General features: G+C 63.6%; 18 protein-coding genes. 11 read left to right on the top strand and 7 right to left on the bottom strand.

All coding sequences use genetic code 11. From position 1 onward, the window contains the following. Positions 1 to 94 precede the first annotated feature (94 nt). Together VGN93_RS01995 and VGN93_RS02000 are read left to right on the top strand one after the other, a co-directional pair. Entirely contained in the window at positions 95 to 1,453 is a 1,359-nt protein-coding gene (locus tag VGN93_RS01995; RefSeq protein WP_319310423.1) for a putative bifunctional diguanylate cyclase/phosphodiesterase, read from the top strand. Positions 1,454 to 1,566: 113 nt separating this feature from the next. Beyond that, positions 1,567 to 1,902 (top strand): PilZ domain-containing protein, encoded by a 336-nt coding sequence (locus tag VGN93_RS02000; RefSeq protein WP_319310425.1) that lies wholly within the window; start codon positions 1,567 to 1,569, stop codon positions 1,900 to 1,902. 3 nt (positions 1,903 to 1,905) lie between these two features. Here the strand turns inward: VGN93_RS02000 and VGN93_RS02005 are convergent, their stop codons facing one another. Beyond that, on the bottom strand, positions 1,906 to 2,832 hold the full coding sequence (locus VGN93_RS02005) for a LysR substrate-binding domain-containing protein (protein ID WP_327506275.1): 927 nt from the start codon (positions 2,830 to 2,832) through the stop codon (positions 1,906 to 1,908). Positions 2,833 to 2,920: 88 nt separating this feature from the next. Here VGN93_RS02005 and VGN93_RS02010 point away from each other — a divergent pair, with 88 nt between their 5' ends. Together VGN93_RS02010 and VGN93_RS02015 are read left to right on the top strand one after the other, a co-directional pair. Next, a complete protein-coding gene (locus tag VGN93_RS02010; protein ID WP_414713985.1) occupies positions 2,921 to 4,462 on the top strand; it encodes a trimethylamine methyltransferase family protein in 1,542 nt (513 codons plus the stop codon). A gap of 12 nt (positions 4,463 to 4,474) precedes the next feature. Beyond that, a complete protein-coding gene (locus VGN93_RS02015; RefSeq protein WP_327506276.1) occupies positions 4,475 to 6,520 on the top strand; it encodes an NAD(P)-binding protein in 2,046 nt (681 codons plus the stop codon). Positions 6,521 to 6,617: 97 nt separating this feature from the next. On the opposite strand, the gene VGN93_RS02020 is transcribed toward VGN93_RS02015, so the two are convergent. The 5 genes from VGN93_RS02020 to VGN93_RS02040 form a co-directional block, all read right to left on the bottom strand. Further along, on the bottom strand, positions 6,618 to 7,331 hold the full coding sequence (locus VGN93_RS02020; RefSeq protein ID WP_319310432.1) for a PRC-barrel domain-containing protein: 714 nt from the start codon (positions 7,329 to 7,331) through the stop codon (positions 6,618 to 6,620). A gap of 145 nt (positions 7,332 to 7,476) precedes the next feature. Then, positions 7,477 to 8,361 carry an SMP-30/gluconolactonase/LRE family protein gene (locus VGN93_RS02025; RefSeq protein WP_327506136.1) on the bottom strand — a complete coding sequence of 295 codons (885 nt, stop codon included), beginning with the start codon at positions 8,359 to 8,361 and terminating at the stop codon, positions 7,477 to 7,479. Then, positions 8,358 to 8,996: a 2-dehydro-3-deoxy-6-phosphogalactonate aldolase gene (locus tag VGN93_RS02030; protein ID WP_327506137.1), complete on the bottom strand. Its 639-nt coding sequence runs from the start codon at positions 8,994 to 8,996 to the stop codon at positions 8,358 to 8,360. The genes VGN93_RS02025 and VGN93_RS02030 overlap by 4 nt, the downstream gene beginning before the upstream one ends. Before the next feature lie 12 nt (positions 8,997 to 9,008). After that, on the bottom strand, positions 9,009 to 9,926 hold the full coding sequence (locus VGN93_RS02035; protein WP_327506138.1) for a 2-dehydro-3-deoxygalactonokinase: 918 nt from the start codon (positions 9,924 to 9,926) through the stop codon (positions 9,009 to 9,011). Next, complete coding sequence (locus tag VGN93_RS02040) at positions 9,926 to 10,687, bottom strand: SDR family NAD(P)-dependent oxidoreductase (protein ID WP_414713986.1); 762 nt, start codon at positions 10,685 to 10,687, stop codon at positions 9,926 to 9,928. Before VGN93_RS02040 ends, VGN93_RS02035 begins: the two co-directional genes overlap by 1 nt. A gap of 105 nt (positions 10,688 to 10,792) precedes the next feature. Between VGN93_RS02040 and VGN93_RS02045 the strand changes: the two genes are divergently transcribed. The 6 genes from VGN93_RS02045 to VGN93_RS02070 all read left to right on the top strand — a co-directional run bounded on the left by VGN93_RS02045 (position 10,793) and on the right by VGN93_RS02070 (position 17,752). Continuing rightward, entirely contained in the window at positions 10,793 to 11,587 is a 795-nt protein-coding gene (locus tag VGN93_RS02045; RefSeq protein ID WP_327506140.1) for an IclR family transcriptional regulator, read from the top strand. Between the two features lie 261 nt (positions 11,588 to 11,848). After that, positions 11,849 to 12,586: a LuxR family transcriptional regulator gene (locus VGN93_RS02050; RefSeq protein ID WP_319310444.1), complete on the top strand. Its 738-nt coding sequence runs from the start codon at positions 11,849 to 11,851 to the stop codon at positions 12,584 to 12,586. Positions 12,587 to 12,670: 84 nt separating this feature from the next. After that, complete coding sequence (locus VGN93_RS02055) at positions 12,671 to 13,414, top strand: LuxR family transcriptional regulator (RefSeq protein ID WP_319310446.1); 744 nt, start codon at positions 12,671 to 12,673, stop codon at positions 13,412 to 13,414. A 102-nt stretch (positions 13,415 to 13,516) separates the two neighbouring features. Then, the gene (locus tag VGN93_RS02060) at positions 13,517 to 14,716 is read left to right on the top strand and encodes an Mrp/NBP35 family ATP-binding protein (RefSeq protein WP_327506141.1); all 1,200 of its coding nucleotides are present in this window, start codon (positions 13,517 to 13,519) and stop codon (positions 14,714 to 14,716) included. Positions 14,717 to 14,855: 139 nt separating this feature from the next. After that, complete coding sequence (locus VGN93_RS02065) at positions 14,856 to 15,836, top strand: magnesium transporter CorA family protein (RefSeq protein ID WP_413818585.1); 981 nt, start codon at positions 14,856 to 14,858, stop codon at positions 15,834 to 15,836. Positions 15,837 to 15,850: 14 nt separating this feature from the next. Then, the gene (locus tag VGN93_RS02070; protein WP_327506142.1) at positions 15,851 to 17,752 is read left to right on the top strand and encodes a potassium transporter Kup; all 1,902 of its coding nucleotides are present in this window, start codon (positions 15,851 to 15,853) and stop codon (positions 17,750 to 17,752) included. Between the two features lie 349 nt (positions 17,753 to 18,101). Here the strand turns inward: VGN93_RS02070 and VGN93_RS02075 are convergent, their stop codons facing one another. Next, positions 18,102 to 19,742 carry a recombinase family protein gene (locus VGN93_RS02075; RefSeq protein WP_327506143.1) on the bottom strand — a complete coding sequence of 547 codons (1,641 nt, stop codon included), beginning with the start codon at positions 19,740 to 19,742 and terminating at the stop codon, positions 18,102 to 18,104. Between the two features lie 279 nt (positions 19,743 to 20,021). On the opposite strand from VGN93_RS02075, the gene VGN93_RS02080 reads away from it, so the two are divergent. Next, positions 20,022 to 20,636 (top strand): hypothetical protein, encoded by a 615-nt coding sequence (locus VGN93_RS02080; RefSeq protein WP_327506144.1) that lies wholly within the window; start codon positions 20,022 to 20,024, stop codon positions 20,634 to 20,636. Positions 20,637 to 20,789 lie beyond the last annotated feature (153 nt).

Below are 20,789 nucleotides of genomic sequence, written 5' to 3' on the forward strand. Positions count from 1 at the left end.
ACAGGAGTGACGATCGTTTGATATGCTTTTGTTAACGATCATGCCTCATCGTGAAGCGGTCGTCGGAGGTCGAGGCAAGTACGGGAAATCATTGATGAAGTCTGCTAATCATGCGGCGCTGGATGTTTCCCAGACTGACCTCCATGCCATGGCCTATACCGACCCCTTGACCGGGCTCGGCAATCTCTACCGCCTGCGCGACAAGGTCCGCCAGATCGCCAAGGAGCGCGAGGAAGATCCCGCGCCCTTCGCCGTCGGCATCGCCAATCTGGACGGCTTCAAACCCATCAACGACCTGTTCGGCCCGCGCGCCGGCGACGAGATCCTCTGCCAGGTCGCCCATCGCCTCAAGGCCTGCATTCCGGATGGCGCGACCGTCACCCGCCACGGCGGCGACGAATTCGCCTTCGTGCTGCCGCTGGTCTTCGAGCGCAAGGGTGCGGAAAAGCTCGGCCAGATGCTGCGCGAGGTGCTCTCCGCGCCCTTCGATCTCGGTGACCGCAACGTGCGGCTTTCCGCCTCCTTCGGCTTCGCCATCTACCCCTTCGCCGGTGAGGACTTCACCGAGCTCCTGAAAAGCGCCGATACCGCGCTCTACCGTTCCAAGCGCCGCGGCCGCGGCCAGATTACCGTCTATTCGCAGGAAATCGCCCAGGAGATGAAGCGCGCGACGCAGCTCGAACAGGCGCTGCGCAATGCCATCATCGCCAATGAGGTGGACGTGCATTTCCAGCCGATCGTCAGCCTGCGCGACGATACGGTCGTCGGTTTCGAGGCCTTGGCGCGCTGGTGCGATGCCGATCTCGGCTATGTCTCGCCCGCCGTCTTCGTGCCGCTCGCCGAAGAGCGCGGCTTCATCGATGCGCTGTCGGACACGCTGTTGCGCAAGGCGGCGGAAGCGGCGCTTTCCTGGCCGCGCGAACTCTTCCTGTCGTTCAACCTCTCCTCCGCCCAGCTGATGGACCCGAAGACCGCCTTCAACACGCTGGCGATCCTCAACCGCGTCGGGCTCGATCCGCGCCGGCTGGAGCTGGAGATCACCGAAACGGCCGTCATGACCGATGCCGACACGGCGCAGAAGATCGTCGGCGAGCTGCGCGCTGCCGGTGTTCGCATTTCGCTCGATGATTTCGGCACCGGCCAGTCGAGCCTCGGGCGGCTTCGCGATTTCACCTTCGACAAGGTGAAGATCGACCGCGCCTTCGTCTCGCGCATCTCCAACGACAAGGCCTCGGAGCACATCATCAAGGCGATCGTCGCCATGTGCGAGGGCCTGGACCTCGCCGTGGTCGCCGAGGGCATCGAGGATTTTTCCGAGGCGCTGAAGCTGAAGGCGCTCGGCTGTGGCATGGGGCAGGGCTATTTCTACGGCAAGCCGGCCGACGCCGTCGCCACTATGCGCTACCTTTCCGACCGCTATGTCAGCATCGAAGGCCGCGCGGCTTCCGCCTGACGGGCCGTCTCCGAATAGGCCAGTTCGTTAAACTTCTTCGTTTCCGGTTAGCGGGATGGCAAACACCTCGCGCTATGGTGGTTCCATAGAACGAATACGTGAGGGAGCCACGGATGACGACGATCAAGGACATGCCCGTCAGGGCAGCCACCCGTTCCAATGTGCGGATTTTCGCGACGGTCAATGTCATGCACCAGTCGACGCGCGGCCGCGTGGTCGACCTGTCGGAAAACGGCATGGCGCTCGACCTTGAAAAGCCGGTGCAGGCGATACCCGGCCAGCTCGTCACCATCGAGAGCGAGGAACTCGGCAGGCTCAGCGGCACGATCCGCTGGTTCCGCAACGGCCGCCTCGGCATCCAGTACAAGCTGTCGACCAATGCGCTGGCGCAGATCACCTCCTATTTCCGCTTCTTCCACGAAGAGGTGCGCCCGGTCCTGCGTCGTTAGGGCTCAGGCCTCGCCGGTCCGGCTCTGCCGGCCTTCCTCCACGAGCCAGTCGCGCACGCGTCGGGCAGGGCCGTTCAATTCCCGCGAGCGCGGCCACACCACATAGAACGCCTCTTCCATTCGCAGCACATGGCCGCCGACGGTAACGAGCGCGCCCGAGCGCACCTGCCCCTCGATGAGGTGCTGCCAGCCGAGCGCCACACCTTCCCCCGCCAGCACCGCCTGGATCACCAGCACATAATCGTTGATCGACAGCCGCCGCGCCTGCGCCGGATAGCGCATGCCGGCCGAGGCGAACCATTCCGGCCAGTCGCAGGCGGCCCGGACCGGCTCCTCCAGATGGATGAGCGGCAGTTTCAACAGCTCTTCCGGCGTCTTCGGGTGCCCGCGGCTTTCGATGAAGGCGGGGCTCGCCACGGCCGTGATCACCTCCGGCGCCAGCAGCGCGGCATGGTAGCGCGGCCATTTCGCCGGATCGCCGCCGCGAATGCCGAGCGGGATCGGCTCCTCGTCGAGATCGAGATCGCGCACGCTGGTCTGGATGCGCAGGTCGACGTCCGGCAGGTCGGCGCGCAGCTTGCCGAGCCGCGGCAGCATCCACATCGAGGCAAAGGCGGTCGAGGCGGCGAGCGTCACATTCGCCTCGCGCCCCTTGGCGCGGATATCGTCGGCCGATTTCTGGATGCGCGACAGGCCGAGCGTCACGTCGGCATGGAAACGCTCGCCGGCGTCCGTCAGCTCCACGGCGCGGTGGGCGCGGTGGAAGAGCGCGACGCCGAGCTGTTCCTCCAGGTTTCGCACCGCGTAGGAGACGGCCGCCTGCGTCATGCCGAGCTCGCCGGCGGCGCGGGTAAAATTCTGGTGCCGCCCGGCGGCCTCGAAGATGATGAGGCTGGAGGCGGAGGGGAGCAGGCGGCGCAGGGTTTCCATAAACACAGCTTATAGTCTCGGTAAGTTTTTTCCAGCGTTACAGCGGGGTTTTTCACGCCTAGCCTCGGCTCAAATTATGGAGGCGAGCATGGGCGAGGCAGCGACGATCGAAGCACCGGCACGGCGGACGAGGGGGACGCGTCGGGACAACAGCGCAAAGCCGCTCGGCGTGCCCTATATCGTGCGCGGCATCCCCACCTATGACGTGCTGTCGGAGGAAAACCTCCGGAAGATCGAGGGTGCTGCGGACCGCATCCTCGCCGAGGTCGGCATCGAATTCCGCGACGACCCCGCGACGATCGAGCACTGGAAACGCGCCGGTGCGAAGGTCGAAGGTCTGCTCGTGCGTTTCGAGCCCGGCATGCTGCGCGAGATCGTCTCCTCGGCGCCCGCGGAATTCACCCAACATGCGCGCAATCCCGCCAATAACGTGCAGATCGGCGGCAACAAGGTGGTCTTCTCGCCCGCCTATGGCTCGCCCTTCGTGATGGATCTCGACAAGGGCCGGCGCTACGGCACGCTCGAGGATTTCCGCAATTTCATCAAGCTCGCCCAGTCGAGCCCCTGGCTGCACCATTCCGGCGGCACGATCTGCGAGCCGGTCGATATTCCGGTGAACAAACGCCACCTCGACATGGTCTACAGCCATATGAAATATTCCGACCGGCCCTTCATGGGCTCGATCACCGCGGAAGAGCGCGCGGAAGATTCCATCGACATGGCGCGGATCCTGTTCGGCGCCGATTTCGTCGATAAAAACTGCGTCATCCTCGGCAATGTCAACGTCAACTCGCCGCTCGTCTGGGACGGCACCATGACGAAGTCGCTGCGCGCCTATGCCCGCGCCAACCAGGCCGCCGTCATCGTGCCCTTCATTCTCGGCGGCGCCATGGGGCCGGTGACCAATGCCGGCGCCATCGCGCAATCCTTCGCCGAAACGCTCGCCGGCTGCGCGCTGACCCAGCTTGAGCGCAAGGGCGCCCCGGTCATCTTCGGCAATTTCCTGTCGTCGATGTCGCTGCGCTCCGGCTCGCCCACCTTCGGCACGCCCGAGCCGGCGATCGGCTCCATGGTCGTCGGCCAGCTTGCGCGCCGTCTGAAACTGCCGCTGCGCTGCGCCGGCAATTTTTCCAACTCCAAGCTGCCGGATGGGCAGGCCATGCAGGAAGGGCTGATGTCCATGCTGTCGGCCGTGCATTGCGGCGCGAACTTCATCCTGCATTCCGCAGGCTTCCTCGACGGCCTGCTCGCCATGTCCTACGAAAAGTTCGTGATGGATGCGGATCTCTGCGGCGCGCTGCATTCCTATCTCGCCGGCGTCGTCGTCGACGACAACACGCTCGCCATGGATGCCTTCCTGCAGGTCGGCCCCGGCAGCCATTTCCTCGGCTGCGATCACACGATGCGCAACTACCAGACCGCCTTCTGGGATTCGACGCTGTCCGACAACGAGCCCTTCGAGAAATGGAGCGAGGAGGGCGGCTCGACCGACATCGCGACGCGGGCCAATCGCCAGTGGAAAAAGACGCTCGCCGAATATGAAGCGCCGCCGCTGGATATCGCCATCGACGCGGCGCTCTGCGACTATATGGACCGCAAGAAGGCCGCCATGGCAGATGCGTGGTATTGAGACTCTGAAATGATGCAATCGAAAGACCCGCTGCTCCAGCCCTATCGGCTGAAGCACCTGACGCTGAAGAACCGGATCATGTCGACCTCGCATGAGCCGGCCTATTCCGAAGACGGCATGCCGAAGGACCGCTACCGGCTCTATCACCTTGAAAAGGCCAAGGGCGGCATGGCCCTGACGATGACGGCAGGCTCCGCCATCGTCTCGGAGGATTCGCCGCCCGCCTTCGGCAATCTCTACGCCTATTCGGACGAGATCGTGCCGTGGCTGAAGAAGATCGCCGACGACTGTCATGAGCATGATTGCGCCGTGATGATCCAGCTCACCCATCTCGGCCGCCGCACCGGCTGGAACAAGGGCGACTGGCTACCGGTGCTCTCCGCCTCGTCCGTGCGCGAGCCGGCGCACCGCGCCTTCCCGAAGGAGATCGAGGACTGGGACATCGAGCGCATCGTCGGCGACTATGCCGCCGCCGCGCAACGCATGCAGGCCGCCGGCCTCGACGGCATCGAGTTCGAGGCTTACGGCCACCTGATGGACGGCTTCTGGTCGCCTGCCACCAACCGGCGCGAGGACGAATACGGCGGCTCGCTCGACAATCGCCTGCGCTTTTCCGACATGGTGCTGGAGGCGGTGCGCAAGGCTGTCGGCCCGGATTTCATTGTCGGCATCCGCATGGTGGCGGATGAGGATTGGGATATCGGCCTTTCAAGAGAGGAAGGCATCGAGATCGCCCGCCGGCTTGCCGGCTCCGGCAAGGTCGATTTCCTCAACATCATCAAGGGCCATATCGACCACGATGCGCACCTGACCAACGTCATCCCGATCCAGGGCATGGCCGCCTCGCCGCATCTGGATTTTGCCGGCGAGGTGCGCGCCGCGACGAAATTCCCGGTCTTCCACGCCGCCCGCATCGCCGATGTCGCGACGGCTCGGCACGCGATCGCCGAAGGCAAGCTCGACATGGTGGGCATGACGCGCGCCCACATCGCCGATCCGCATATCGTCAGGAAGATCGAGGAGGGCAGGGAGGCGCAGATCCGCCCCTGCGTCGGCGCGACCTACTGTCTGGACCGCATCTACGAGGGCGGCGGCGCGCTCTGTATCCACAACGCGGCGACCGGCCGCGAGGCGACCATCCCGCACGTCATCTCGAAGACTGCTGGCCCGGTCCGCAAGGCCGTCGTGGTCGGTGCCGGCCCGGCGGGGCTGGAGGCGGCCCGCGTGCTCGCCGAGCGCGGTCATGCGGTCGAGGTGCTGGAGGCGACCGGCGAGGCCGGCGGGCAGATCCTGCTTGCCGCCCGCAACCCGCGCCGCAAGGAACTGGTCGGCATCGTCGACTGGCGGCTTGCCGAACTGGAGCGCCTTGGCGTGCCCCTTCATTACAACGTCTTTGCCGGCGGCGACGATGTGCTCGCCCTTAACCCCGATCTCGTCGTTATCGCCACAGGCGGCATCGCGCAGAACCCCGAGCTGGAAGCGGGCGACGATCTGGTCGTCTCGAGCTGGGACATCATCGCCGGTGCCGTCCGGCCGGAGGGCCCGGTGCTGCTCTACGACGACAACGGCGCGCATAGCGGCATGACGGCGGCGGAACTCATCGCCAAATCCGGCGCCGAGCTCGAAGTCGTCTCGCCGGAACGGTTCTTCGCCCCGGAAATCGGCGGCATGAACCACGTTCCCTATGCAAAGACCTTTGCGGAGAAGAATGTCCGCGTCACCATCAACACGCGGCTGAAATCGGTGCGCCGCGAGGGCAATGCGCTGGTGGCAACGCTCTGTTCCGATTTTTCGCCGACGGCGTCAGCCGAACGCCGCGTCGCGCAGGTCGTGGTCGAACACGGCACCCTGCCGATGGCCGATCTCTATTTCGAACTGAAACCCCTGTCGCGCAATCTCGGCGCGGTCGATTACAAGGCGCTGATCCGCCAGGAAAATCCGATCCGGGCCCGCAATCCGGAAGGCGCCTTCGACCTCATCCGCATCGGCGACGCGGTCCACAGCCGCAACATCCACGCCGGCATCTACGATGCCCTGCGATACGGGGTGCTGTTTTAGAGGATTAGCGGAAATGAAAAAACCCGATGGCGCAGGGGACGCCATCGGGCTGGAGAGGTCAGAAAGTACCTGCCGGATTGTTCAACCGGCTGGGCGGTTATTCAGCCGGCTGGGTTGTGGTCGGGGCCGTGCCCGTATCGGTCGTCGACGAGGTCGTCGAGCTATCGACCGGGGTATTGGCCTGGCGTTCGGCTACCTGCTGCGCCGTGGTCTTGAATTCCGGCGCGGCCTGCAGGCTTTCGGCGGTTTCGGTCGTCGTCAGCTTGACGTCGTCCGAGTCCGGAACCTGCGCGATCGAGATCTTCTCGAACGGAACGGCGACCCACTTTTCACCGATGCCCAGGAAGCCGCCGACACCGACGACAGCAGCGGTAATGCCGCCATCCTTCTCCATGATCAGGTCGGAGATCTTGCCGATGCTTTCGTCGGCGCTGTTATAGACAGCCTGGCCGAGATAGGTGTTGGCGCTGATCTGCTCCGGCGACTGGGCGGTCAGATAGTCGCCACCGGCGGCCGGAGCCTGGGCGGTATCTTCCGTGGCGGTTGCCGGCGTCTCGGCCGTATCCTGGGTTTGCGTACCGGTGGCCGGCGTCTGGGCCGTGTCATCGGTCGGGGTCGTCGTCGGGTTTACGGCGGTGTCGCCGGGCGTCGTGCCCGTGGCGTCATCGCCCGGCGTTACGGCCGGCTTTTGCATGGTCTGGGTTTCACCGGCGGCCGGCTGGGTGGTGTCCTGCGCATATGCTGCCGGAGCAAGAGCCGCGCCCAGGAAAATTGCACCAGCGGCAACGGAAGTAAGAAGCTTGTTGGTCATTGTGGAACCTGCCTTTCGTCTCGTTGGCATCAAGGCGCGGCGGCTGTTTTAAAGTGCCCGTCCGCACCGGCTGATGGACAATGAACGGCGACCCCTGGCTTTGGTTCCGATAAAAATTGCCTTCTTTTTGATTGAAGCTATGCGTCTAGAGCAGGAATTTCGGTTCGAATCGCCCCTTGACCGGGATGCCGAGCTCGAAGGTCTGGCCGGCATGCGGATCGGCCAGACGCCCCGCGGCATCCATGTCCTGCCAGGCGGATGTCACCAGTAGCCTGTCGGCCTTTTCGCCGATGAAGGCGGAGCAACTCGACTGCGAGGCCGGCACCAGATAGCGCGCGATCTTCGTCCCGTCCGGCTTGTAGACCTCCACCGCATTCGAGCCCCAGCGGGCATTCCAGATCAGCCCGTCCGCATCGCAGACCGAGCCGTCGACGCCGCCCGGCGTGCCGCTTTCGTCGCTCAGGACCTGCGGTTCGCCGGTGGGCAGGCCGGTCTTCGGATCGAGCGCCACGCGCATCAGGTGGTTGATATCGGTGTCGGTGAAATAGCCGATGCTGCCATCCGGCGAAAAGCAGATGCCGTTCGGAATGGTGATGTCGGAATAGAGTTTCGTCACCGTCTCGCCGGCCACATGGTAGATCGCGCCGGAATGTTTTTCGGCGCGCCGCCCCATCGTGCTCGCCCACAGCGCGCCGGAAGGGTGCACGCGGCCGTCGTTGGAGCGGTTCTGCGCCCTGTCTTCCAGCGTCGCGAAGGGCGTCAGCTTGCCATTGGCGGTAGCGCGGATGAACAGGCCCTGGTCGGAGACGACGAGCTGGCGCTCCGCGTCGATGACGGCAAGCACGCTGCCGAGGAAGGGCAGGTCGTGCACGGTCTTCGCCATCGTCGCGAGATGCAGCGCATGCAGCTTCTGGCCGCGGATGTCGAACCAGAAGGCCGTGTCGGTCGCCGGGTCATAGGTCGGGCCTTCGCCGAGCTGGCAGTTCGTGTCGCAGAGGATGCGGCCGCTGAAGGAATGGGTGTCGGTCATCGGTTGGCTCCATAAACGGCATCATAGGCTTCGATCGTCGCCTTGGCCCGGGCGCGCACTTCGTCGGCGCCCATGCCCACCTTGTAGAGGCTGGAGCCGAGGCCGAAGCTGCGCACGCCTATGGCGGCATAATCGGCAAAGTTCTTCTCCGAAACGCCACCGACGGCGGCAATCTCCAGCTCGGCCGGCAGCACCGCGCGGATCGCCTGGATGCCTGCTGGGCCGAGCACGCTGGCCGGGAAGAATTTGAGCCCCGTGGCGCCGGCGCGCGCCGCTGCAAGCGCCTCGGTGGGCGTGAAGACGCCGGGCATCGTCACCATGCCGCGGGCGGCGGCGGTGGAAATGACGTCGGGATCGACATTCGGGCTCACCATCAGCCGCCCGCCGACATCGGCAAGCCTTCCGACATCCTCGACGGTCAGCACGGTGCCGGCGCCGATCAGGCAGCCTTCCGGCGCCATCTTCACGGCGATCTCGATCGACTTGAAGGGCTCGGGCGAGTTCAGCGGGATCTCGATCGCCGTCAGGCCGGTCTCGATCAGCGCGCCGACGACCGCCTCCGTCTCGCTCGGCTTCAGGCCGCGCAGGATGGCGATCAACGGGTATGTCATCGGGGGGAAGGGGACGCGAGTCATTGGTTTGCTTTCTCAGAGGGACCAGAGCGCCTTGGCGCCCGCGGCAAGGCCGTTGCGCACCGCGCTGTCGGCATCGATGATGGTGGGGGAAAGGCCGGCGGCGGCAAGCGCCGCCTTGTAGAGTGCGCCAAGCCCGCCCGAGACGACCAGTGCCACGGGCGTGCCGGCGGCGACGAGCGAGAGCGCGCCGGCGATCTCCAGCCCGATCAGCGTGCCGGAAAGCCGCGCCTTGGCATCTTCCGGCGACAGCCCGGCGATCAGCGAGCCCGCGCGCACGGAAAAAAGCTGGCTGGTGGCGATGGCGGGGTTGGCGACCATGCGCGTCACGGCCGCCCGGAAAGCGGCGTTTTCGCCGGAAATCGCACCGGCATCGGCGATGGCATGGCTGAGGATCGTGTTCTTGGCGATCGCCTCGAACAGTTCGCCGGTCATGAAGGTGGAGAAGCCCTCTACCTTGCCGCCGGAGAGGCGCACCCATTTGCTGTGCGTTCCGGGCATGCAGACGAGGTGGTCGCCGCTGCCGAGTTCGCCGGCAGCCCCCAGAAGCTGCGTCTCCTCGCCGCGCATGACGTCGGGTGCCGCGGCATCGCGCTGGGCAAGGCCGGGCAGGATGCGGATGTCGGCCTCGAAGCCTGGAATGCGTACGGCCGCAGTGGGAATGGCGGAAAGTGCCGCCGGCGTATCGAGATAGCCGGCCTCGACCCAGCCCTGCTTGGCGCCGGCCATGCCGCAGATCAGCACGGGCAGGCCGGCAGGTGCGGCGATTGCTGAAAGGTGGCTTGCCAGCACGTCGGCAAAGCCGGTGCGCGCGGCGGTCGTCATGCCTTCGCCGCTGCGGCGCTCGGCAATCACGTTGCCGTCCTTGCCGATAAGCCAGAGGCGGAAGCTGGACGTTCCCCAGTCGACCGCCACATAAGCGGGTTCAGTCATCAGAGCATGCCTCCATCGACGATGAGCGTTTGTGCGGTGATGGCGGCGGACGCATCCGACGCCAGGAAAAGACAGGGGCCGACCATGTCGTCGGCCGTCAGGGAGCGCTTCAGGCATTGCCGCTCGATGCCGCCGGCAATCGCCGCCTCGTCGATCCACAGCCGCTTCTGCCGCTCGGTCAGCACCATGCCGGGCAGGATGGCGTTGACGCGGATCCTGTCCGGGCCGAGCCGGCCGGCGAGCGACTTGGTGAGGCCGACAATGCCGGCCTTGGCCGTCGCATAACCCGGAAACTCGCCCATGTTCAGCAGATAGGCGATCGACGAAAAATTGACGATCGCGCCGCCGCCGGCCTTTCGCATATGGGGCGCGACCGCCTGCGCTGCGAAGAAATTCGGGCGCAGGTTGACCGCCTGGTTCTCGTCCCAATAGTCGGGTTCGACCGTGTCGAGATCGTGACGGTCGTCGCGCGCGGCATTGTTGACGAGCACGCGGATGCCGCCGAGCACCGTCGCGGCTTCGGCGACCGCGTCACGCAGGGCTGCGATATCGCGCAGGTCCGCCCGTATATAGTGGGGAAGGTGCGCGACCTTGCCGTCGAGTTCGGAGACGAGCGTGCGGCTTTCCGCCTCGGCAATGTCGAGGAAGGCGACGCGGGCACCCTCGGCGGCAAAACCGGCCACCAGTGCCGCGCCGATGCCCGATCCGCCGCCGGTGATGAAGACGCCCTGTCCTGCGAGGTCCGGATAGCGGCCCGCCATCGTCACGCTCCCGATATTAATTCCATTATTTGGAACCGAGTTTGATTATTCGGAATTATTCCGTTACTATCGTCCCCTGTCAAGGGATCGGCGGGAGCTGCGACAATGGAACCGGAACGGCAGGACGAGGGTGGTGCCGGCACCGGCACGCTCGGCAAGGCGATCGCGGTGCTGGAGACGGTGGCGCTTGCCGATCGCCCCATGCGCTTCACCGACGTGCTCGCCGTCAGTGGCCAGCCGCGCGGCACGCTGCACCGCCAGCTCTCCCACCTGGTGCAGGAGGGGCTCCTGGAGCTGCGCCCCGACCATTCCTACATGCCGGGCCTGCGCCTGTTGAAACTCGCCTCCGCGAGCTGGGCGCGCAACGAATTCCGCGCCGTCGCCGCCCCCTTTCTCGAAGCGCTGCACCGGGAAACCGGCGAGACCGTGCATCTGGGCGTGCTGCGCGGACGCGAGATCATTTATCTCGACAAGGTGGAGAGCCGCCAGGCCGTGCGCATGAATTCGCAGATCGGCAATGCTTCACCCGTCTACTGCACCGGCGTCGGCAAGGCGGCGCTGTCGGTGCTCGATGAAGCAGCGCTCGACGCCATCCTGTCGGGCCTGGAGTTCCGCCGTTTCACGCCGCAGACGCTCGCCGACCGCGCGTCGCTTCTGGTGGAACTAGCTGAAATCCGCAAGAGCGGCATCGCCTTCGATAGGGAGGAGCACGAGCCCGGCATACGCTGCGTCGCAGCCCCGGTCTTCGATGCCGGCCGCGCGCTCGTCGCGGGCGTTTCGGTGACGGGACCGGCCTATCGCGTCGGGCAGGAGCAGCTCGACGACTGGGCGCCGCGTGTCAGCCATGCGGCCCGCGCCATGACGTCGGAACTGGCGGCCCGGCTCGGTCCGCAACGGTAGGTCGAGGCCTGAGGTACGTAAATGATCGCACGGTTGTCTTATATCCCCATTTTACGGTAAATTAGAAAATCGCGCTGGACGCGGGGTGGGGGCATCATTAGCTTCCCTCTCGGCTGGCTCAGATTTGCGTCGCTCACCCGCGAACTTGAGGCGCGGTTCATCTTATATACTTGCATTGGGATACGGGGGTTCCTGAAGCAAGCAGTGCATCGTGTTGGCATGTTTGCCGCACGTTCGCGTGCGTGCTGAAGGAAAATGGATATGGCGGATCGATTTCACACGACATCTGCACAGCTTCGGCATCGATGGGACGTCAGTCCCTCGACTCTGGGCTCTGAGGAGGATGTTGCCGAGACGCTGGACGGCCTCGCCAAGCACTATGGTTTCCGCAGCTACCTGCTGATCAACGTTCCCTCCGAAACATCGACCGATTTCTCTTCCAACGTGCTGCTCACGTCCTGGCCGGACGACATGCTCAAGACCTACGACCATGCCGGCCTGATTTTCGGCAGCCCCGTCATCGAGCGCCTGCGCCAGAGCACCAACCCCTTCACCTATGATTCGGACCGCACGAACCGCCGGCGGATCGATGGCAAGGCGGCGATTGCGACGGGCCTCTTCGATCGGCACGGCCTGTCGCGCGGGGCCTATTTCCCGGCGCACAATTCGGCCGGCCTGCGCGGCGCGCTTGCCTTCGGCGGCACGCGCGAAACCCTCAATCCGCGCGAAATGGCCGAACTCAACGCGGTCGCCAACCTCATCTTCACCGAGGTCGTCGACCTGCGCGCCGGCCGCCGGCAGAACGTTTCGCTCTCGCGCCGCGAGATCGAGTGCCTGTCCTGGGCGTCTGCCGGAAAAACCAGTGTCGAGATGTCGGAAATTCTCGGCCTCTCCGAATATACGGTCAACCACTATCTCAACCGGGCGACGCGCAAGCTTGATGCCGTCAACCGGGTCCAGGCGGTCGCAAAAGCGATCCGCGCCGGACTTTTGAACTGATGCACAAAAAAACCTTGCGATTTTCGGGAACACGTGCGGCTCGGTTCCAGTTGCTCAAGGCTAAGAACAAAATTGCGGGGGACCATGACAGCTGACGAGACAAGCAGCACCGATAACCAGCTACAGGACGAAGGCAGCGACATCGCCGCCCTCGAAACGCAGTTCGATATTGTGCGCTACATGCGGCGCAAGTGCGAGGAATACGGGCTCAAATTCTTCATCGTCTTCAACCTGCCGGGTTTCGAGGCGGAGAAGCTGTCGGCCTATTCCATCGTCAGCAACTGGCCGCAGGAAATTCTCGGCAAATACGATGCGTTGCGCATGGTGCGCCACTCCGCCGGCATCCGGAAGCTGCGGCTTACCACGGTGCCGTTTTCCTATGACATGCGCGAATGGATCGGCGAATCCTCCGACCAGACGGATTTCACCGAACTGCTGGACGTCATGACCAGCCACGGCATGCTGGTCGGCCATTTCTTCCCGGTTCACGATGCGCTCGGCAATCGTGGCGCGGTCGTGTGGGGCGGCGAAGGCCCGACGCTGGCGCGTGACGACCGGCTGATGCTGCAGATGATCTCCGTGCACCTGTTCAACCGGCTGGCCGAGATCGGCGCGGCCTGGAAATCCGGCCAGGTGGTGCTCACCGAACGCGAGATCCAGTGCCTGAGCTGGACGGCGGCGGGCAAGACCAGCCTGGAGATCGCCGAAATCCTCGGCCTTTCCGAGCATACGGTGAACCATTACCTCAACCAGGTCACCCGCAAGCTGGAGGCGGTCAACCGCACCCAGGCCGTGGTCAAGGCGATCCGCCGCGGGCTGATCGCCTGAGCTTTCTGTCGCAGGGAAATTCGTTTGGCGATGGCCGTCCCGTACACTATCTACGGGGGAAGGGCTGTGGTTTGACGCCACGACAGGACGATCGAGGGTTTTATGACGGATGTAAGCAAGGAACAGGTGCTGGAACGGTTGCGCACGGTGCGCGGGCCGGAGATGGACGGCAATATCGTCGATCTCGGCCTCGTCTCGGACGTCTTCATCTCCGACGGCAAGGCCTATTTCTCCATCACCGTGCCGGCGGATCGCGCCCGTGAGCTCGATCCGATGCGCGCCGCCGCCGAGCGTGTCGTCAAGGAAATCCCCGGCATCAAGGCCGCCATGGTGGCGCTGACCGCAGACAAGCGCGCCGCCACCGGCCCCGCCGCCGCCCGTGCGCCGGCCCCCCCGCCGCCGGGCCGCGGCGACGCCGGTCATTCTCATGCGGGGCACTCCCATGCCGGCCACGCCCATGCGGCGCCGAGCCAGCCGCAGCACCGCGCAAAGTCCGGTATTCCGGGCGTCGGCGCCATCATCGCGGTCGCCTCGGGCAAGGGCGGCGTCGGCAAGTCGACGACCGCGGTCAACCTGGCGCTCGGATTCAAGGTCAATGGCCTGCGGGTCGGCATTCTCGATGCCGATATCTACGGCCCCTCCATGCCGCGGCTCCTGAAAATCTCTGGCCGGCCGCAGCAGATCGACGGCCGCATCATCAAGCCGATGGAGAATTACGGCATCAAGGTCATGTCGATGGGCTTCCTCGTCGACGAAGACGTGGCGATGATCTGGCGCGGCCCGATGATCCAGTCGGCGCTGATGCAGATGCTGCGCGAGGTCGCCTGGGGCGAGCTCGACGTGCTCGTCGTCGACATGCCGCCGGGCACGGGCGACGCCCAGCTCACCATGGCCCAGCAGGTGCCGCTCGCCGGCGCCGTCATCGTCTCGACGCCGCAGGACCTCGCGCTGATCGACGCGCGCAAAGGCCTAAACATGTTCAGCAAGGTCGAGGTGCCGGTACTCGGCATCGTCGAGAACATGAGCTATTTCATCGCCCCCGACACCGGCAACCGCTACGACATCTTCGGCCATGGCGGCGCGCGCAAGGAGGCGGAACGCATTGGCGTGCCCTTCCTCGGCGAGGTGCCGCTGACCATGGATATCCGCGAGACCTCCGATGCCGGCACGCCGGTCGTCGTCTCCAACCCGGAAGGCGCGGCCGCCAAAACCTACCGCGCCATCGCCACCCGCGTCTGGCAGGAGCTGGAAGCGGTGCAGGGCAAGGGTTCTCGCGAAGCACCCGCGATCGTCTTCGAATAGGCGAACCATCCGCCTCCAGGCACGTTTCACGCCATAAGCTTGATTTTTATGTTGCGCCGCGCAATATGCGCGGCCAACCCGTCTTAGGCGGCGTTCAATCAGGAGTGTGAGCGATGGTCCGTTCAGGAGCCATTCGCCGGTGATCACGGTTTTCCGTCCCAACGGCGAGGCATGCACCCTGCCGGCGGAAAACGATTCCGCCGAAGCCGAGATTCTCGACCGCGCCGTGTGGGTCGATCTCACCGAGCCGACCCGCGAGGACGAGGCGCTGATCGAGCAGGCGCTCAGGATCGAGGTGCCGACCCGCGACGAACTCAAGGACATCGAGCCGTCCAGCCGCCTCTACACCGACGGCAACGCGACCTATATGACGGCGTCGCTGATGGTGAAGGCCGAAAGCGACCTGCCGCACCTGACCGACGTCGCCTTCATCCTGACGCCGGACAGGCTTTTGACCGTGCGTTATGCCGAGCCGCGGTCGTTTTCGCTGTTCAAGGCCGGCATGCACCGCATCCCGGGCGGCTGCGCCTCGCCGACCGTGCTGATCACGCGGCTTCTGGAAACCATCGCCGACCGTACCGCCGAAATCCTCGAAATCGCGGTCGGTCGTGCCGACAAGCTCTCGCTGGAGGTCTTCGGCAACCACCATCTCAGCCGCCGGCCGGCGCATTACCTGGAAGACCGGGTCGTGCAGGTTTCCGCGCTGCACCGGCTCGTCGCCAAGACGCGCGACAGCCTCATGTCGCTCTCGCGCATGCTGACCTTCCTGCATGGCGTGCCGGCGCTGCAATCCGATCGCGAAAGCCTCGAACTCTGCCGCACCGTGACGCGGGACGTGCAGTCGCTGTCCGAACATGCGAGCTTCGTCGCCGGCAACATCACCTTCCTGCTCGACGCCTCGCTCGGCCTCATCAATCTCGAGCAGAACGCCATCATCAAGATTTTCTCGATCGCCTCCGTCGTGCTGCTTCCGCCGACGCTGATCGCCTCCACCTACGGCATGAACTTCGAATTCATGCCGGAACTGCACATTGCCTATGCCTACCCGCTGACGCTCGCGGCCATGCTGCTGTCGGCAATCCTCCCGTTCTTCTTCTTTCGCTGGAAAGGCTGGCTCTAGAGCCTGATCGCCCCATGCACGCACACGCCGGTAACGCCCCGCATCCCCGCAGCCGGGCACGCACGCTGTTCGTCCTCGCCCTCGGCTCCGTCGGCGTCGTCTATGGCGACATCGGCACGAGCCCGCTCTATGCCTTCCGCGAGGCGCTGCGCCCCGTTGCCGACGATGGCGTGTCGCGCGTCGAGGTGATCGGCCTGATCTCGCTGATGATCTGGACGCTGACCATCATCGTCACGCTGAAATACGTGCTCTTCCTGCTGCGCGCCGACAACCACGGCGAGGGCGGCACGCTCTCGCTGCTGGCGCTGCTGATGAAGACGGCGGGCCGCCGCACCACCGTGCTGTTCTTCATGGGGGCGGCCGGTGCCGCACTCTTCATCGGCGATGCGATGATCACGCCGGCGCTGTCGGTTCTCTCCGCCGTCGAGGGCCTGAAGCTGGTGACGCCGACGCTCGGCGACTATGTCGTGCCGATTTCCGTGGTCATCCTGGTGCTGCTCTTTGCCGCGCAGTCCTGGGGCACGGCCGCCGTGTCGCGGTTTTTCGGGCCGATCACCGCGGTCTGGTTCATCGTCATGGGCGTCGCCGGCATCAACCATATCAGCGACGACCTCGGCATCCTGGCGGCCTTCAATCCCTATTACGCCGTGCTCTTCATGTATAACGAGGGCTATGTCGGCCTCGTCGTGCTGGGCGCTGTCTTCCTGACGGTCACCGGTGCGGAGGCGCTCTATGCCGACCTCGGCCATTTCGGCCGCCGGCCCATCCAGTGGGCCTGGTTCTGTCTGGTGTTCCCGGCGCTGACGCTGAACTATCTCGGCCAGGGCGCGCTGGTGCTGGCGCATCCGGAGACGATCGGCAATCCGTTCTTCCTGATGTTCCCGAAATGGGCGCTGCTGCCCGTCGTCATCCTGGCGACGGCGGCCACCATCATCGCCAGCCAGGCCGTCATCACCGGCGCCTTCTCGCTGACGCGCCAGGCGATCCATCTCGGCTTCCTGCCGCGCATGGAAATCTTCCACACGTCGGAAACCCAGACCGGCCAGATCTACCTGCCGGGGGTCAACACGGTGCTGCTGTTCGGCGTGATGATGCTCGTCTTCATCTTCGGCTCGTCCGAATCCCTGGCAACCGCCTACGGCATCTCGGTCACCGGCGCGATGGTGGTGACGACCGTGCTCGCCTTCGAATTCCTGCGCAAGCGCTGGCGCTGGTCGCTGCTCGCCACCGTCGCCGTGCTCACCCCGCTCTTCCTGCTCGAACTCACCTTCCTCGGTGCCAATCTCCTGAAGGTGCATGACGGCGGCTACGTGCCGGTGGCGATCGCCGGCGCCGTCGTGGTGCTGATGTGGACCTGGACGCGCGGGACGAAGATCCTGCGCCACAAGACGCGGCGCATCGAGGTACCGCTGCCGGCCTTCATCAAGTCGGTGGAAAAGCAGAGCGCGCACGCGCCGGTGCAGGTCACCGGCACGGCGATCTTCCTGACGAGCGACCCGGATTTCGCCCCCGCGGCGCTGCTGCACAACATCAAGCACAATCATGTTCTGCACGAGCAGAACTTCATCCTCACGGTCAAGACCGCCAACACGCCGCGCGTCATCCCCGCCGAGCGATTCTCGGTGGAGCGGATTTCCGACCGATTCTCGCGGATCGAAATGCGTTTCGGCTTCATGGAGACGCAGAACGTCTCCCAGGCGCTCGGCCTGATGCGCAAGGCGGGGCACAAGTTCGACATCATGTCGACCTCGTTCTATCTCGGCCGCCGCAAGCTGGTGCCGGACGCCGAATCGGGCATGCCGATGTGGCAGGACCGGCTGTTCATCGGGCTTGCCAACCTCGCGACGGATCCTTCCGACTACTTCCGCCTACCAACCAACCGCGTCGTGGAACTCGGATCGCACGTCGTCATCTGACGAAAACGTGAAGGGGAGGTGACTGGCCTCCCCGTATTCTCGGCGAACCTTGCCATATCCTCGATGTCATCCTCGGCCTTGAGCCGAGGATCCATATTTCTCAGCGGCTTATGGATGGTCGGGTCAGGCCCGACCATGACGGAGGAGAGGTTTGCGGGCCTCACCGGCTGTGAGCATATGGCTATCCTCCCCCGAAGCGGTTTATCAGCATTAACCAAGCATCAAGCAAGATGTGCGCTTTGTACGCATATTGGCAGGATGGAATAAATTATTTAATTTCAAGTATTTAATCGTATTAAAAGGTGCAATAGTTCGGTGGAGCGAACTTTTGGCCGAGGTGGTCGTACGACTACGCTGCCAGCGCTCGGAACCGCCCGCTTATACATCTATCTTGGATACGATATGCGGAAACTCCGTTGGCGATGATGACGACCGCTGATTGGTCGCTGCTGTCGAAGACGATTTCCGAAATGAACTCCCGGACAGCAGCATGAGCTTCCGAGCGAAGACTATAGCGCACCGTCTCATCACTCGCTTTTTCCCAAGCCTCGCGTAGCAGTGCAATGCGGTTACATGTGTCGGCTGGATCACTGTGCCGATGCGTGAGCCTTTGCCGCTCAGCCTGCTGATGTCGTAGCTGCGCCTCAATGGCTTGCCGTTCTGTCTGTCGAGCTTTGAGGAGTGTTAGAATGGCATCCAGCGGCTGATTGTTATCTTCGATGGCCTGCGCAAGCCGGCGCTCCCTCCTGTGAAGCTCGTCTAGTTGCAGGGTGAGGGCGGCAATAGCTTCTTCGACCTCCTTTCGCGCATCGTCAAAGCGGTTGCTTTGCAGCGTCTCCGCCAGATTGATTTCCTTGACGTGGTCGAGGATCGCAGCTTCAAGCGGCTCGTACCGGAAATGCCGGTTGCCATCGATGCAGCGATGACCGCGTACATAGTTTGCGCAGACGAGATAACGGCCGTTCTCGTTGCCTTTGACCCGGCTCATCTTCATCGTCATCGGCCCGCCGCAATGCGTGCAATGGCAAAGGCCAGTGAAGAGGTTCGCGAAGGTGTTGCCCTTGCGACCGGGCCGGCCGGGGTTGCTGCGCATCGCCTGCACGCGCAGGAATAAATCCTTGTCGATAGCGGCAGGGAAATAGTCGGCAATCGGATCGCCATCCGGTACGCGTTTGCCATCGGCGATCCGATGCGGCTGGAATGTGCCAATAACATCGTGCCGGGTTAGAAGCGCCTTGATGATGCTCTGATACCAGCCGTCCTTACTCTTGAAGGCAGCAACGCCGTCCGCATTGAGCTTACGGGCAATCGCCGTCGCACCGAGCCCGCGTGCCGCCATCTCATAGATGGCCCTGACGGTCTCGGCATGGTGGTTCAGCGTGAAGACATAGCGGCTCGCCTCTATCCGCTCGGCATCGATCCATGCGGGCGTGATGCTTGTGATATGCCCCTTGCCCTCTCGCGCCTGCTCTCGCTTTCTCTTGGCGACCGCCCGGATGCGCTCGCTCTTCGTCTGGCTTTCCTCATGACCTCGCGACATGACCGCAAGGCCGATGATCAGTTTCGTCCAGTCTCCGTTGAGGCCGCTTCGGCTGTAAATCTGCCGATCTTCGCCCAATGTCACGATGACGATGCCGGCATTGATGATCGCCATGAATAGGGTCAGCGCGTCCGGGACGGCCTCACGTGACAGCCGATCAAGGCTTTCGATCAGCAGATAGCTGCCTTTGGGGATTTGCCCGTTCTCGACCATGGCCAAGAACCGGCCAAGCGCGCCGGTCTTGAAGTTGCGGCCCTTCCATGCGCTGACGCCCAGGTCCTGCAAGCTATCGTCTAGAAGCAGAGAGTGTTCGTCCGCAAACGCCTTCGACCGTTCAAGCTGTCGGCGCAGGCTATCCCCGCGAAGCTGCTTGCGGGTGCTCATGCGGACGTAGGAATAGGCCCGCACTGGACGTAAAGAACTATGAATGCCCGTAAAATCGTCCTGCATAGAGCTTCCTTTGCGTAGGACCGCTAGCACCAGAAGTGGTGAGGATCGAGCGCGAAGGCAGGGGAGTGTAAAGGGCGAAAGCGGCGTGCAGGTGCGGCTTGTCGGATCGGAGGGCGCAAATCACCGTTGATTCGGGGGTATGTTAGCGTAGCTTTAGGGGTTAAGGAAACCGTTGATTCCCGCGGGTGCAAAGGACGCCATACGCACGCCGGTTCGGCTTACGGACACGCAGCGATGATAGTGGGGTGCGCCAGTTGACCTGAGCAAAGGACGTCTGAAATGGAAAATCTTGTCCGTCAGCTTTACCGGGATCAAAAGCAAACACTGGATCTCATTCGGCAGAAAAGCCCTGCCCTGGGCTTCGAAGCCGCTGTTCGTCGTTTGTTTGGTGACAAATGCGAACGTGGGAAAACGGTCAGGATCGGCAATCACAAGTTCAAAATCTCAAAATTCGCCAAAAACCTTGTGAGCTTTTTGCCAGTACGATGGGCTGAGGAGTTGGATGCGAGAAAGCATGTATGGCTTGGCTGTGAAAACTGGTGGGCAGGTTATCCGCTTATCGCCATGGTAGAGATGCGAGTTAACGATGACGGCATTACGGGTTTCCTCAAGTTGAATGCCGAAGTCGGTCCCGTTTCAGATCATAAAGCCCGTAAGAGAATCATTGAGGCGATCCAGATAGCCGCGACCCAAGAAGGCTTGGAGCGTATCCAGTTCCCAACCGGCGCTTTGGATAAAGGACGCCTTTACTCACGATTCTTGTTGGAGAATTCCATCGATCTTAGCGACATTCGTGATGTGAACGAGGTGGAAAATAAGTTCACGGAGTTGGTTACAAGCTTCGGGCCGGAGTTCGAATTGGTGGCGAGCGTGGTGCCGCTGTTCGTGCGTTAAAATGGATTGGCGGGAAGAGGTTGCTTTAAGCATCTGTTAACCAATTTTCGTGCAAAGAGGTTAATGAAAGCGCTCGGCTTGGTTAAGAATCAGACGCCTGCTGAGCAATCCTGAGCTATCGGCCGTTGCGGCCCTCAGGGTGACGGTCTCGCC

The organism is Shinella sp. (assembly GCF_035998705.1).
GTDB lineage: Bacteria > Pseudomonadota > Alphaproteobacteria > Rhizobiales > Rhizobiaceae > Shinella.